At 53.5% G+C, this 13,604-nt stretch carries 14 protein-coding genes; 8 read left to right on the top strand and 6 right to left on the bottom strand.

Translation table 11 applies throughout. The features are described 5' to 3' along the window. Positions 1 to 228 precede the first annotated feature (228 nt). From ACR0NW_RS23835 to ACR0NW_RS23820, 4 genes are all read right to left on the bottom strand, one after another. Positions 229 to 666, bottom strand: coding sequence for a GFA family protein (locus ACR0NW_RS23835; protein ID WP_480453258.1), 438 nt, complete (start codon positions 664 to 666; stop codon positions 229 to 231). Beyond that, positions 659 to 1,108: a MarR family winged helix-turn-helix transcriptional regulator gene (locus ACR0NW_RS23830; protein ID WP_480453260.1), complete on the bottom strand. Its 450-nt coding sequence runs from the start codon at positions 1,106 to 1,108 to the stop codon at positions 659 to 661. The genes ACR0NW_RS23835 and ACR0NW_RS23830 overlap by 8 nt, the downstream gene beginning before the upstream one ends. A gap of 360 nt (positions 1,109 to 1,468) precedes the next feature. After that, complete coding sequence (locus ACR0NW_RS23825) at positions 1,469 to 1,912, bottom strand: hypothetical protein (RefSeq protein ID WP_480453261.1); 444 nt, start codon at positions 1,910 to 1,912, stop codon at positions 1,469 to 1,471. Positions 1,913 to 1,949: 37 nt separating this feature from the next. Further along, entirely contained in the window at positions 1,950 to 2,318 is a 369-nt protein-coding gene (locus ACR0NW_RS23820; protein WP_480453263.1) for an antibiotic biosynthesis monooxygenase family protein, read from the bottom strand. A 103-nt stretch (positions 2,319 to 2,421) separates the two neighbouring features. On the opposite strand from ACR0NW_RS23820, the gene ACR0NW_RS23815 reads away from it, so the two are divergent. Then, entirely contained in the window at positions 2,422 to 2,910 is a 489-nt protein-coding gene (locus ACR0NW_RS23815) for a MarR family winged helix-turn-helix transcriptional regulator (RefSeq protein ID WP_480453265.1), read from the top strand. Positions 2,911 to 3,204: 294 nt separating this feature from the next. On the opposite strand, the gene ACR0NW_RS23810 is transcribed toward ACR0NW_RS23815, so the two are convergent. Then, positions 3,205 to 4,380 carry an AraC family transcriptional regulator gene (locus tag ACR0NW_RS23810; protein ID WP_480791959.1) on the bottom strand — a complete coding sequence of 392 codons (1,176 nt, stop codon included), beginning with the start codon at positions 4,378 to 4,380 and terminating at the stop codon, positions 3,205 to 3,207. Positions 4,381 to 4,830: 450 nt separating this feature from the next. Here ACR0NW_RS23810 and ACR0NW_RS23805 point away from each other — a divergent pair, with 450 nt between their 5' ends. The 7 genes from ACR0NW_RS23805 (at position 4,831) to ACR0NW_RS23775 (ending at position 12,341) form a co-directional block, all read left to right on the top strand. Beyond that, positions 4,831 to 5,889, top strand: coding sequence for a DUF1214 domain-containing protein (locus ACR0NW_RS23805; RefSeq protein ID WP_480453268.1), 1,059 nt, complete (start codon positions 4,831 to 4,833; stop codon positions 5,887 to 5,889). Positions 5,890 to 5,906: 17 nt separating this feature from the next. After that, entirely contained in the window at positions 5,907 to 6,917 is a 1,011-nt protein-coding gene (locus tag ACR0NW_RS23800; RefSeq protein WP_480453269.1) for a DUF1254 domain-containing protein, read from the top strand. A gap of 40 nt (positions 6,918 to 6,957) precedes the next feature. Further along, entirely contained in the window at positions 6,958 to 7,746 is a 789-nt protein-coding gene (locus ACR0NW_RS23795; protein WP_480453271.1) for a transporter, read from the top strand. A 63-nt stretch (positions 7,747 to 7,809) separates the two neighbouring features. After that, positions 7,810 to 9,459 (top strand): arylsulfatase, encoded by a 1,650-nt coding sequence (locus ACR0NW_RS23790; RefSeq protein WP_480453273.1) that lies wholly within the window; start codon positions 7,810 to 7,812, stop codon positions 9,457 to 9,459. A 303-nt stretch (positions 9,460 to 9,762) separates the two neighbouring features. Next, complete coding sequence (locus tag ACR0NW_RS23785; RefSeq protein ID WP_480453275.1) at positions 9,763 to 10,272, top strand: ClbS/DfsB family four-helix bundle protein; 510 nt, start codon at positions 9,763 to 9,765, stop codon at positions 10,270 to 10,272. Between the two features lie 434 nt (positions 10,273 to 10,706). Continuing rightward, positions 10,707 to 11,528 carry an ankyrin repeat domain-containing protein gene (locus tag ACR0NW_RS23780; protein WP_480453276.1) on the top strand — a complete coding sequence of 274 codons (822 nt, stop codon included), beginning with the start codon at positions 10,707 to 10,709 and terminating at the stop codon, positions 11,526 to 11,528. A gap of 216 nt (positions 11,529 to 11,744) precedes the next feature. Beyond that, entirely contained in the window at positions 11,745 to 12,341 is a 597-nt protein-coding gene (locus ACR0NW_RS23775) for a KpsF/GutQ family sugar-phosphate isomerase (RefSeq protein WP_480453278.1), read from the top strand. A 903-nt stretch (positions 12,342 to 13,244) separates the two neighbouring features. Here ACR0NW_RS23775 and ACR0NW_RS23770 read toward each other — a convergent pair. After that, positions 13,245 to 13,604: hypothetical protein (locus ACR0NW_RS23770; RefSeq protein ID WP_480791958.1), on the bottom strand; the 360-nt coding region annotated here is incomplete at its 5' end.

Here is a 13,604-nt window from a genome sequence, read left to right as displayed (position 1 = left end):
TTAAATGAGATCGTCACGGTTTGCTCCTGTTATGTCCCAGCAGGCGTTAGCAGAACTGCGTTCGATCTGACAGGTTGGGCAGAGTTTGCGACAGAACCATTCAAACTCATGCGTCGGAGTCGATCCTAAACCATCGGTCGTCCTTGGGAACTGGTTAACGGCTCACGGCATTGCAGAAACTCTCGAATTAACTCCTCCGCCATTAGAACAAGTAGGGGAACTAAACTCTTACTGAGCAATCGACAGCTCCGTAACGCAAGGCATCTTTGAATGTTGCGGCAACATCGGGCCAGGACGATGCCAGGATTGAGCTGAAGAAACCCACAAGCTGCCCTGGCTTTGATAAACGGATGGTTCCTTCAGCGTTCCGACTTTGATTGCTTTGTACTCTGGCGCTGCACTGTTCCAAGACATAACGTGCACTCCACAAACCGGACAAAACTGCCGAAAGACATCGTTTCCGCTTTCGACCTTGCGCCTGAATGTTGTTGGCGTTCCCTGTACAACGGTCACCGCTGATGCAGGAAACATCATTCCATGGGCTTCCGCACCGCCGGAGGTCTTCTGGCAGTCACGACAGTAGCAAGCGCCCGATATGATTGGAGCAGCATTTACGCAGTACTTAACGGCACCACAAAGGCACTCGCCGTCTAATACTTCAATCATCTTTCGTCTCCTTTTCTGCAAATCCCTCAATCATCGCTTCTGCGACGCGCACAGCCGTCGCGATCTCTTCGGGTGACAAGCATTCTGAAACGCGCGCGATGTTAACCGCCTCGCGTGCCAAAACTGTTTCGATCAATTCGGCGCCGATTGGTGACAGCGCCAAGAGCTTTGAACGGCGATGCGCAGTGTTTTGGCGGCGATCGACTAACCTCTTTTCAATCAGCGCATTCGCAGTCTTTTGAACAAACTGCCGCGGTGCGATTAGTCGGTCAGCGATCCTCGGAACAGGAAGTGGTCCATGGTCATGGAGTTGCTCAAGCACCGCCCGCTCCGTAACGGTCAGTCCGGTGCCACCCAATTCACGTGCAACAGCGCTTTCCAAGACTTTGTAGAGCGGGCGCACAAGCCGAATGAAGTAGTAGAGATCTGTCGAGTCATTCATAGTGTCACCAATGATGTCATATTGTCATCATTGATGTCAATGTTGGCTTGTGACACGGCCTAGAGGACAACCTCCTCAAACCCACAAATGCACGATTGAAGCCGTTAGCAGGAGAGCCATGCTCGATGCCCGTGGTCGAGATTACGCAATCTGAGGATTGCTGCGGAAAGTTAGAAAGGTCTGCCCCTAACCGACATTCAGCACGGCATCGAAATTCTGCGGGCGCAGCCCACTTTGCTGACATTCGCCGCGACACAAATTCTGTGGTTGGACGAATTCACAGAGCGCGGACATAGCACTAATTCGCTGCGTTTGCTCGACTGTCGACAATTTGGCCATGCTTGGGTTGGAATCACATGTTCAGCGCGGCCTTCGAATTTTGCCGGTCATTCGCAAGCCATCACGAATGTTCAGTCCCATCATCGTGAGGTTGGCCGCCCCGGCGATCAGTTCAATCACCTGAACCGAATAAAATGTGCTGTCGAATTCGCCAGCAGCGGCTTTACCCGCCAGAAACCAGGCGGCGGGTGCGAGGATCAGCAAACCGTTCAGCGCAATAACAGGCATGCGGGTTTTCTTGGCTTTCGTCAGCACATCTTTGCGTTTCCGGCCCATTGCCATGCCCGATCCGCCAGCAATCGCCATTGCCGGGATGAGGATGAACATGCCTTTTAGGATCAATGCCTTGACGGTTGCGACTGTTTCATGGCTTGCAAAGAGTTCGCTGGTGACCGTTGATGTCCAGAAGAGGAGGATCATCACAAAGCCGATGCCGCCCGCGATGGCGTGAATCATTGTTTTCATAGCGGCTCCCTCAAATTGGCTTTTGGAAAGGGTTTCGTCAGACCGTGCAGCAATTCGGCACCGCAACCTTCTCGAACAGGTGGGGTGCGGTCACAGCGCTTGAGGGATAGTGGCTGAGCTGCTGCTGAAACTCGGGGTTGGAAAACGCGGCGCGGAAGTCCGCAACAGACTCCCAGACCGCGTAGTTCAGGTACATGCTACCGTCACCAATAGCCTTATGCAGCTGGGTGCTGATGTAACCCGGCTGCTTTTTCATCCATTGGGCATCGCACTTCCAGGCTTCTACCAAGGCGACTTGGTCAACGGGATCGACTGTGAAGAGATTGACGAGAACGACGGGTCCAGCGTCGATGCCCAATTGCCGTTCGATGGGAAACTCGGGGTCGAGGGGTTTGAAACTGACCATTGCGGTACTCCTTGAAAGCAACTTCAATTTGGTGTCATGTTGTCATATTTAGGAAGCATCAAGCATAATGACAATATGTTGTCATATAAAATGAGAAGCCGACATGTCGGATAAACGAAGGACCGAAGCAGGAGAAGCCGTGACAGCACTGATACTGGACGTGTTTCGGCTAAACGGTCGATTGCAGCTTGCCGGTGATCGCCTCGTATCAGAACTCGGTCTGACAAGTGCCCGATGGCAGATCCTTGGCGCCATTGCTTATTCTGATCGACCGGAATCCGTTGCCTGGCATGCACGGACGATGGGTGTTCACCGGCAGGGCGTTCAAAGGATCGTCAACGAGTTGAGCAAAGAAGGAATAGTGGAGTTTCAGCCGAACCCACACCACAAGCGGGCGCACTTTGTCGTCATGACTCGAAAGGGGCAGGAGTTGTACGAAGCCGCAATTGCAAGGCAAATCCCATGGGTGAATGAACTCTCGGAAGGCCTGTCGCCAGATGATATTGCGACAGCGCAAAATGTTGTTGGTCGTCTCAAAACACACCTTGAAGAAGCCTCATCGCGACTAGATCAGAGTTCGACCCAAAGCTGACACTCGTAGGGAGTGCAGCATCGGACGTTCTGGGCTCATTCCGGACATCGGATGCAGCGCAGTATCTGCCCCTGAATGGATCTGTTGCGAAGTTTCTGACTGATCGAAGAGTTGGCACCGAAGCCGTAGCTTATGCCGCCAGTTCTGCAAATTGACGAAACGGACAGATTCCGGGCGTGAGTTGGCCGCCTAGGTTCATTGCGATCGCTAAGACACCTTGGCACGTTCAGAACTTTGCAACAAAGCCCGCTGCTACTGATCCGTAGAGCAGTAATCGACGCAACCAGAAAGCTGCTAAAAACTCTCAGCATTTTCTGCTTTCCATGGCATGCTCCCCTTCCTGCCTATCCCGAGTTGCAGGCGCGATACAGGTTGGACCGCACCGGATTCATGTTGAGTTTCACAATCGCATTCGACCGCGTCGAGTATTGGAACAGATGCCGCGTGACTGTTGACTTCGTTGGTGCGAAACTCCGACGGTGTCTGACCCGTCCATTTCTTGAATGCCCGTGTCATGGCGGTCGCGTCAGAATACCCCAACTGATCAGCTATCTCGCCCACTGACTGCCCGGTCTCTGAAAGCAAATGTTTCGCAAAACCGCATTTGGCTTCGATGACGATGCGAGACAAAGATGTCCCATAGGTCGCAAGCCGTCGGTTGAGAACCGCGCCTCGAAAACCACATACCTTTGCGAGCGACGTAACCGACAATTCGGTTCGCCCAACCATAGAGCTGGCAACGCTTTGGATCGAGCTCAACAAATCTGTCGGTACCGGGTTTTTGGTATCCTGAGTTATCGGCGCGGCCTCGACCGCCGTTCGGCTGACCATTTCAAACAATAGCCAGGCACTGGGAAAGCGGATTGAATACCCGTCCGGGCCCACACCCACCGCGTGGATACCATAAAAATAAGACGGAAGCAGATCAGGACGGTTTACCCGAACCAGAACCTTGTTCGGCTCCCAGTGCTGTGCGGCGGTTTCATGCAGCAACGTGGCCCACCGGCTGATTTGAAAGGCATCCATGTAGGCCGGAGAGCGGTGTGGCGTGAACCTGCGTTTTGCAGAAAGCACAGCGTAACTTCCGGAGACATCAAGTGTCATAGTAACCGCGTTTGTATTGCCTCCGGCATGAACGCAGAACCTTGCGATGAAATCAGCCAGAGACTTTGCACCACGAACGGCTTGTCCGAATGGGGATGAGACGGTTGGGTCTGATGTCTGGCCAACAAGGGCCGGGAAATCCGGGGACGTCTTTAGCGCGACGGCTTCGAACACGGCGTAAACTGTGTCATGTGGAATAAAGCAATCCGGGGCGCTCAACTCGGACAACGAAAGGTCGAAACCCGCAAGCAGGGTTTCTAAAGACTGGCCGGATTCCCGATACGCAGACAAAAGCGGCAAGATGACCCGCCCGCGTGCAAGCGGCGGTGTTTTGTGCTGAATCTGCGCATCCTGCTTCGTCATCATACACCCTGCAATTGCCGCAATTGGGGCGGCCAAGCATATCAAACATAGTCCAACGCGGATTGGTGTCCCTGACCTGCGTCAAAACGGAAGTTTCTTTTTGAGGTGAAAATGTCAGGCTGCTGCGGGCTGCCTTGTTGAAGCGTCCCGCCTAACAAACTGACATTATGGCTTGAATGGCCAGCCTGCAACGGGGCGACGGCGTGGGTTGAAGTCCTGATGACAGGTTGCCGCGTCGTCGCCACCTGTCATTTTTGGCCGATTTTTGGGTGCTGGAGCACCTATCTGTCAGGGTGTATATTCGAGCTTTGTGATTTGTTCCAATGGGGTGACCGCGACTCTGATTGCGGATGTACTGCAAGCCCAAGCGGGCGTGTCAGATGTCAGCGCAACGGAACAGGTATCAGGTCCATCCAATAATGCATTGCGGCCATGGGTGAACGGAGCAGACACATGATCCAACTTTCGCACAAACGCTGGAAATTTGCTGCTTTAGCTGTCCTGCTTGGGAGCACAGCGACCGCTCAGAGCTTTGACACGACAGTCGATGCACTTGCTGAGGCACACGAAGTGCCCATTACTATAAATAACTTTGTTCGGGCTGCTACAGACAACGAACTGAAGACGTACAATGGCCTGGCCGGAGGCGTAAACCAGTTCTTTCACTTCAAAGAACCCACCCCCATCGACAATCAGCCCACCATTCGGATGAACCGCGATACGCTCTACAGCGTTGCCGTTATTGACATCAGCAAAGGCGCAACCCTAACGCTGCCCGATGTGGGCGACCGGTACATGACGACGATGGTGGTCAATCAGGATCATTTCATCAATGAAGTGTTTGATGGCGGCGGTGTGTTCCAGCTTGACATGGACACATTCCATACCCCCTACGTACTTGTTTTCATGAGAATACTGGTGGATGCCGAGAACCCGGAAGATATTGCGACGGTCAACGCAATTCAGGACGGGTTCACCATCGATGCCGCCTCGGCCGCACCCTTCGAGATGCCCGACTACGATACAGAGAGCTTCGAGGCCGTACGCCGGGCTGCGATTGAGCTGGGCAGGTTCGCCACAGACAGCGCCCGGACCTTCGGTACGGCCGATCATGTAGACCCACTGCGCCATTTTCTTGGCACCGCTATCGGCTTTGGTGGTCTCCCCGAAGACGAAGCCTTTTACCTGAATATTGAACCCGGCCTGCCGCTCGGAGAATACAAGATTCATGTACCGGCGAATGTACCGGTGAGCGCATTCTGGTCCGTGAGTCTCTACAATGCAGACGGGTTTTTTGAGCTCAATCCCCTCGACGCCTACGTAATCAACTCGGTTTCCGGTGCCAAGAATGACGATGGTAGCGTCACCGTTCACTTCGGCGGTTGCGACGACGGTCGCGTGAACTGCCTTCCGATCATGGATGGCTGGAACTATGCCGTCCGCCTTTACCAACCCGGTCTAGACGTCATCGACGGAAGCTGGGTCTTCCCCTTCGTACAACCCACCAACTGAACAACAGGATGCCGACGATGAAAAAGCTACTTCTGACAGTCGCGCTTACACTCCCGACAGGCGTTTGGGGCGAGGACTTGGTCGATGTGACCGTTGACACCCTCGTGCGTGCTGAGACTGACCACATGTTTCGGACCAACATGGCCAATCTCGGTCTGGCTGTTGGCGAGTTGGGGCATATGCGCGAAGCCACGACGCCTGATAATCAACCCGTTATCCGAATGAACCAGGACACGCTCTATTCCGCGGTCCTGCTGGATTTGAGCGAGTCCGTCGAAGTTACGCTGCCCGAGGCAGATGGGCGCTATATCTCGATGCATGTCATCAATCAGGACCACTTTATGTACGCCGAGGCAGAGCCCGGCACCTACAAGATCAAACAGGAAGACCTTGGTACGCGCTTTGGTTACATCGTGTTTCGCACATTCGTCGATGTGACTGACCCGGATGATATTGCCGCCGCTCAGGCCGCTCAGGATGGGATTGTCGTAAGCGGCAGTGGAACGGGTCCGTTTGACGCGCCCAACTGGAACACCGAACAGCTTGCCATTGCGCGTCAGGCGATAAACGACTTGTCCTTGCTCGGCATCGATTCAGCGCGAGCCTTTGGCAGAACAAAAGACGATATTGATCCGGTTCAGTTTCTGGTTGGCGCTTTCTCGGGCTGGGGTGGTCTTCCACCCGAGGCCGCAATCTATATGCTGGACGCGGTCGATCAGAATGACGGCGAAACACCATATGCGGTAACGGTCAGGGATGTGCCGGTTCGGGCGTTTTGGTCGGTGACCGTCTACAATGCCGGCGGCTTTCTGGAAGCCAACGATCTGGGCGTAAACAGCTATAATGGCTACACTGCTGAAGCTGCAATGGACGGCTCAGTCACACTTCATTTCGGTGGGTGCGACGATGGCCGCGTGAACTGCCTTCCGATCACTTCGGGCTGGAACTACGCGATCCGCCTTTATGAGCCGAAGGATGAAATCCTGAACGGAAGTTGGGCTTTCCCGAAACTGGAACCGATCAACTAGACCATTCGTCCAACCCACCTTTCAAAGGGAGTACACGGCTATGCGTCGATCCCATGCTCTAATGGGGCTACTATTTGCAGCCAGTGCCGGAACCACAACGGTTGCAGACGAGGCAGCCGATCTGGCCCAGGAGTTGGCCAACCCGCTTGCGACAATCATCTCGGTGCCGTTTCAATTGAACTATGATGACAATCTGGGTGCCTCTGATCAGGGATCGCGCACCACTCTGAACTTTCAGCCGGTGGTACCCTTTCAACTGAACGATGACATCAATCTGATCACCCGCACCATCATCCCTTACATTTGGCAGGAAGACGTTGTCCCGGGGACGCGCCAGGAGGGGTTCGGAGATATTCTGTTCTCCGCATGGTTCTCACCAATCGGGACTGGAGACGTTACTTGGGGTATTGGTCCCGTTGTGCGCTTTCCGACCTTTAGCGGCGTGTCGAGTGATACATGGGCCGCTGGGATCACCGGCATTGCCCTGCGTCAGGCCGGAACTTGGACCTATGGCGCGTTGGCCAATCATCTGTGGGATCTTGAGAGCAACCCCGAAACCCCCACGAATGTGAGTTTTCTCCAGCCCTTTCTTGCCTATTCCACCGAAGGCGCGTGGACCTATTCGCTGCAAAGCGAAAGCACCTACGACTGGGAGGCTGAAGCCTGGGCTGTGCCCATAAACGTTTCGGTATCAAAGCTGGTCCGATGGGGCGCGCTGCCGGTCAATCTGCAAGCGGGGGCGGGCTATTGGCTGGAAACGCCCGAGGTTGGTGCGGAGGGCGTCCGTTTGCGCCTGCAGGCCCAGGTCGTCTTGCCCAGACGGCGCTGACCTCCGGCACTGGTTTTGTTTTCTCAACGGACAGGGCCATCAAGAACCTAAAGTGAGACTATTATGACTAGACATACTAACATTCTGAACCTGAACTTTTTTGGAGCGGTGATCCTGTCCTGCGCTCCGTTCGCTGCCGTTGCACAGGATGACCAGCCCAACTTTCTGTTGATCATGGTAGATGACTTGGGTTGGACCGACATCGGAGCCTATGGCGGAGAAATCGACACACCGGCGCTCGACGCGTTAGCTGAAAAAGCCGTCCTCTTCACCGATTTCCATGCATCCGTTGCCTGTTCACCGACCCGTTCGATGCTGCTGACTGGCACAGACAACCACATTGCGGGTATGGGCAACATGGGCGAGTTGCTTGCACCCAACCAGATCGGCAATCCGGGGTATGAGGGCCACTTAAATGACCGTGTCGTTACGCTGGCCGAAGTGCTGCGAGACAACGGGTACCACACCTATATGGCAGGCAAGTGGCACCTCGGGCACGAACCCGACCATTATCCCTACAACAGGGGGTTCGAGCAGACCTTTTCGATGCTGTACGGAGGGGCGAGCCATTTTGACGACATGACCGGAGTCAGAGAGTTAGAGTCCCCCGCCGCCTACACACTAAATGGCGAGCGGCTGTGGGAGCTTCCCCCGACGTTCCATTCAAGCCGGAGTTATGCGGATTTCCTGATGGATGCGATCCGCTCCAACCGGGGTGATGGCAAGCCCTTCCTTGGCTACTTCGCGCTCACGGCACCCCACGACCCGCTGCATGTGCCAGAGCCGTGGAAATCGAAATACCAGTCGGCTTATGACGAAGGATATGAAGTTCTCCGCCAGCGACGGGTAGAAGCCGCGAAGGATATCGGACTGGTGCCATCGAATGCTCTGGTGTCTGAAATGCAGCCACAGGTAACTCCTTGGGACACGCTTTCACAGGAAGAACAGGCGGTCGAAGTCCGCGGAATGGAAGTCTACGCCGGGATGGTCGACAATCTCGACTATCACATCGGGCGCGTTCTGGATTTTCTCGACGACATCGGGGAACTGGGTAACACGGTGGTTTTCTTCTTGTCCGACAACGGATCGAACCCTTGGTATTCTGAGGACTATCCCGGCAATGCAGGAAGCGAGTGGTTCAGCCAGTTCGACAATAGCCCTGCGGCCATTGGCGATGCAATCTCAGCCTATGCTTACGGAATGGGCTTTGCTGGGGCATCGTCCGGCCCTTTGGATCGGTTCAAGATGACGGTAAGCGAGGGAGGCATCAGAGTGCCGTTGCTGGTAGCCGGACCAGGGGTCGAAGGTGGTCGAATGACAGATGCGTTTACCTATGTCACGGATCTGATGCCAACAATGCTGGAGATGGCAGGCATAGTACATCCCGAGACCGTCAACGGAAATCCCGTGGAGCCGATGCTTGGCAAGTCCATGACCGCGCTTCTTGCAGGAGAGCAGGACGCCGTCTATGGCGCGGAGGAGTTCATCGGGGGCGAACTGATGAACGGCAAATGGATGCGGCAAGGGGCTATGAAAGCGGTGGCAGTCGTTGCGCCATATGGTGACGGCAAATGGCGGCTGTTCGATCTCGATTCAGACCCTGGTGAGACGACTGATCTTGCTGTCGCGCAGCCTGTGGTTCTGGAAAAGCTCATTCACGCTTGGGATGACTACGCCGAACAAGTTGGTATCGTGCTGAGGGAAACGGAATAGCCAATCAATGAGCGGCGATCATTGGCCGAGACCGCACAAAGGACCGCATTGCGAAGGTTGCAGACCACCAAGCCAAGTTTGCGAACAGCCGCAAAGTCCCGCTCACCCACCAGTCGTTACCTGACATCGAACGTCCGGAATGTGCGGTTCTCGACGTACCACACATGCAAAGGACCGAAGTTTGGTCGACGGCAGGTAAGGGCTCGTTCCGCCCGATGATGCGTGCCGCAGAGAACGGCGGCAGCGAGCCCAAGCCTGCCGACGCTGGGTTTCCTTCCTAACTGTTCTTGGTAGTCTTTAGCCATGACCATACCAACTTCTAAAGACGAGCTAATCGCAGTAATAGCCGTGCGTTTCGCCAAGCTTGATGCCGCTTTGGACGCTGTTCCTCTCGTCATAGCTGACGAAAGAAGCATGGACGGCCATGCAAGTAACACAACAATGAGCGCGAACAACCTCGTCTCATATCTGATCGGCTGGAACGAACTGGTTTTGAAGTGGTTGGATCAAGACGACAGTGGAAAAGATGTTGAATTTCCTGAAGTTGGTTACAAATGGAACGAAATTGGCGCACTCGCTCAGAAATTCTATGCAGACTATTCCGCAAACAGCTTTGGTGAAAACCGTCGAAGGCTGGCTGCTGCCAAAGATCAACTCGTATCGGAAATATCAGAGCGAACTGATGAAGAATTATTCGGCTCACCTTGGCACGGGAAATGGACCAAAGGGCGGATGATCCAGTTCAATTCGTCATCACCTTTTGAGAATGCCAGAGGCCGTATACGAAGATGGTTGAAGTCTAAGGCAGGTTAGGCTGATAGCGGCTTTGTCCGCAGCCTGTGACTTTGTGAACCAACCGCTAAGGCCCGCAATCGAACCAATCCTGAAGAATGCAATTGCGGCGCTCAACTAGATCGGGAAAGGCAGGTAAGGGCTCACAGCGGACATTCGAGAATTCACAGTAGGGAGCGCCGATGCCTGTTGTGCGGACGAAGCTGACGTTCAGTTCGAACCAGCAGGCCCACGATTTTGGCTCCGAGCCAACATCCATAAACTGACTCAAATGCTGCGGAAGCAGCCCACTTTGCCGTCATGCGTTGCCATGGCGGTAACGCTTCTTGTACGAGCGACCACAAGGCTGACGAACTGGCGCGAACGTCGCACAGGAACCCATTTCTTCCGTTAGGTTTGGTACAACGGCTTTATCTGCTTATGGTTGGCTTCAGCCGTTGAATTCGGAGGCGCATATGTTTCGACTGATTATAGTTACTCTGTCGCTGTTCATCTTTTCGTTTGAGAAGGCATTGGCGGAAATCATCCATCTTCACGCCAAACGTGGAAATATTGAGGGCGTTCTCGCGGAACTAGACAAGGGTGTACCGCTCGAACTTCGCAGTACGAACATGACAAGTGCACCGGGCGTTACACCGCTTTTTGTAGCGGCAAAATTCGGCCATACCGAGTTGGTTGAACTTCTTCTTGCGCGGGGAGCCGATCCAACAATTTTTTTCTATCAGGGAAATGATACTTATACGGTTGGAACCGCTCTCCACCATGCGGCAGGGTATGGCCACATCGAAGTGGTAAAAGTGCTCATTGAGGCTGGGGCGGATCCAGCCAGCTATGAACCATATATCTCAACTCCTTTGCATCAGGCGCTGAGAGCGGGGCACATCGAAATCGCCGAGGTGCTCATCGAAGCGGGAGCGCCTCAGCGAGTAGAGAGCCAACCGATTGCCGATAAGTTGCAAGGTGCCAATGTTTCAAATGGTGAGTTTCTAGCCAAGGGGTGCGAAGTCTGCCACGGCAAACCTTCGGCGACGGGAATTGCAGGTGATAATGGGCCCAATTTTTGGGGCGTATTCGAACGACCCACTGCGTCCGATCCCGAGTTTCCTTACTCAAGCTATTTGCGCGAATTAGGTTTGGTGTGGGATGCGGATACACTGAATAGCTATCTCGCTAGCCCATATCAGTTTGTACCCGGGACGACCAAAGTGATGCTCGGAATTGAAAACGAAAAGGATCGCGCGGATCTCATTGCATATCTAGCAACTTTGAAAGATTGAGGGACCGAACCGAATTCGCTTTGGCGACCAGTTTGTCCCGCTTTGCCGGGATATGACAACAAGCCGCGAACGTCTGCATTTCACCCATCCCGAAAATTGTGTGCCGTGAGGTATCGGTCACAATGGGCTCACAGCAGACATACGAAAGCTCACAATAGGGAGGCCAGCATGGGTGAGTGTGCAAAAGGATCCTAGTGTTTAAGAGGGATTATTGCCGTGGATATTGCAGAACGAATAAGAGCTGTTTTGAAAGCTGAGGCAGATGCAATTAGCTCAGTGAACATCAGCGCAGATTTTGTAGCCGCTGTGAAACTAGCGGTAAATTGTGAAGGGAAACTTATCACGACGGGTATCGGAAAGGCTGGCCACATTGCCAAAAAGTTCGCAGCTACCTTGTGTTCGACGGGCACTCCAGCTGTGTTCTTGCACCCAGGTGAAGCAGCGCATGGGGACTTAGGAATTGTTGGCGAACAAGATATTCTCTATGCATTTTCTACGAGTGGAAAATCTAGGGAAGTAATAGAAATTCTGGAACTTTCTAAACATTTAGGGGTCTCTCATTTGATCGGGATAACATCCCATCCCGATTCCGAACTTAGAGAGTATTGCGAAGTCATATTGGACATGGGACCGGTAAAAGAGGATGCATGCCCTTTAGGGTTGACCCCGACTAGCAGCATCGCGGTCATGCTCGCCATTAGTGATGCAATTGCACTGGCAACAATGGAAGCCAAAGGGTTCTCATGCCAGGATTATGGTATTCGCCACCATGGCGGCTATCTCGGTCGCAAAGCGCGCAGCGACAATATGTGAATGCTCAAATCCAATTAGTACTTCGGCGACATGACTGCTTTGTACACACCGCCTACCTTTATTCATATGGCTTAGCTAAAGGCTGCGGCGAAACCAATGTTCACTTGACTGAGAAGGCCCCATTACGGAAGGCGGAGTGGTTAAGGGGTGTAATCCGAAGCTGTTTGTTGGCGAGAAACCCTCGGCTTACGTGCCGCTTTCCGACGTCGAGCCGATGTATATCGGTGTCGATCACTCGCGCAGTGTTTCTGTGACTGTGGAAAGCACCTTCAGCCGGGATGGACGGTTGTTGGCTTCACGGGTTCTGCCAGTAATTGTAGACGCGAATAGGAGCTGTTGGCGGTGTCATTATCAAGAGTATGACGGCGGGTGGCCTAATGGCTGAGGCAAATGCGCCTGACCCGGTTGCCAAGCCAGATAAGAACGTAGAAAGCACTCGCTGCTGGTTGCGCGAGGGGACTAAGGGGCTAAACTTCGACATCTCATCTACGTCAAGCTGAGGATTTTGCCTGTGTCTGTTTTAAAGCTTCTTGCAAAATGGCGGTTCTTGTTTGCAGCAATCGCGCTTGTAACTCTTTACCAGTTTCTTCCGTCGGACAACAATGTTGTTATTAGCATTAGCATTAATGATTATGACGCTACATTTTCTTGGCAGGATCTAGTGTTACAGATTGTTCTGCCAATTGTTAGTGTCTTGCTGGCAACTTTGGGTTTTGCGTCCCAGCTCTATTTTTCCCTAAAGTCAGATCGCCGTGCAGAACAAAGCTTCGCTTGGATGAGGCAAACAGCAAGTCCGAGCATGTAGACGACAAATAGGAGAGTTGCGCGCCGCCTCGTATGCCCGAGACAAAGAGGTAGGCGTGAAGTCGCCGGGGGAAAGCCAAAAGGCTCTGTCTTTGATTTTCACCTCGGCGGCGCAAACAGCAAGGGGCAAACATGACTGAAGCCCAAAAGGAAAGCCTTCGTCGCAAAATCAAGGAATGGCGCACTATCGCTGAGCCGGTCGGTCCGTAACATGCGCTTTGGGAATTCATATTCGACGCCGAGGCGTTGTTGGTGGGCCGGGTTACATTTCTGCCAGAAGATGAGATTCTCGCGATGGCTGGGGATCAAGATTAGGGAGTAGCGTGTTGGAGGAGCAGATGGAAAAACAAGCATTGGCGGCGGTTCTGTCGCAAACTCTGCCCAACCTGTCAGATCGAACGCAGTTCTGCTAACGCCTGCTGGGACATAACAGGAGCAAACCGTGACGATCTCATTTAG

Source organism: Ruegeria sp. CF5, from assembly GCF_056537325.1.
The sequence above is the reverse complement of the archived record's forward strand: the minus strand, read 5'-3'. Positions and strand labels throughout refer to the sequence as shown.

Excerpts from the sequence above, each read along its gene's own strand:
- ACR0NW_RS23835 (WP_480453258.1), bottom strand. The coding sequence starts at position 666 with ATGATTGAAGTATTAGACGGCGAGTGCCTTTGTGGTGCCGTTAAGTAC.
- ACR0NW_RS23830 (WP_480453260.1), bottom strand. The coding sequence starts at position 1,108 with ATGAATGACTCGACAGATCTCTACTACTTCATTCGGCTTGTGCGCCCG.
- ACR0NW_RS23825 (WP_480453261.1), bottom strand. The coding sequence starts at position 1,912 with ATGAAAACAATGATTCACGCCATCGCGGGCGGCATCGGCTTTGTGATG.
- ACR0NW_RS23820 (WP_480453263.1), bottom strand. The coding sequence starts at position 2,318 with ATGGTCAGTTTCAAACCCCTCGACCCCGAGTTTCCCATCGAACGGCAA.
- ACR0NW_RS23815 (WP_480453265.1), top strand. The coding sequence starts at position 2,422 with ATGTCGGATAAACGAAGGACCGAAGCAGGAGAAGCCGTGACAGCACTG.
- ACR0NW_RS23810 (WP_480791959.1), bottom strand. The coding sequence starts at position 4,380 with ATGATGACGAAGCAGGATGCGCAGATTCAGCACAAAACACCGCCGCTT.
- ACR0NW_RS23805 (WP_480453268.1), top strand. The coding sequence starts at position 4,831 with ATGATCCAACTTTCGCACAAACGCTGGAAATTTGCTGCTTTAGCTGTC.
- ACR0NW_RS23800 (WP_480453269.1), top strand. The coding sequence starts at position 5,907 with ATGAAAAAGCTACTTCTGACAGTCGCGCTTACACTCCCGACAGGCGTT.
- ACR0NW_RS23795 (WP_480453271.1), top strand. The coding sequence starts at position 6,958 with ATGCGTCGATCCCATGCTCTAATGGGGCTACTATTTGCAGCCAGTGCC.
- ACR0NW_RS23790 (WP_480453273.1), top strand. The coding sequence starts at position 7,810 with ATGACTAGACATACTAACATTCTGAACCTGAACTTTTTTGGAGCGGTG.
- ACR0NW_RS23785 (WP_480453275.1), top strand. The coding sequence starts at position 9,763 with ATGACCATACCAACTTCTAAAGACGAGCTAATCGCAGTAATAGCCGTG.
- ACR0NW_RS23780 (WP_480453276.1), top strand. The coding sequence starts at position 10,707 with ATGTTTCGACTGATTATAGTTACTCTGTCGCTGTTCATCTTTTCGTTT.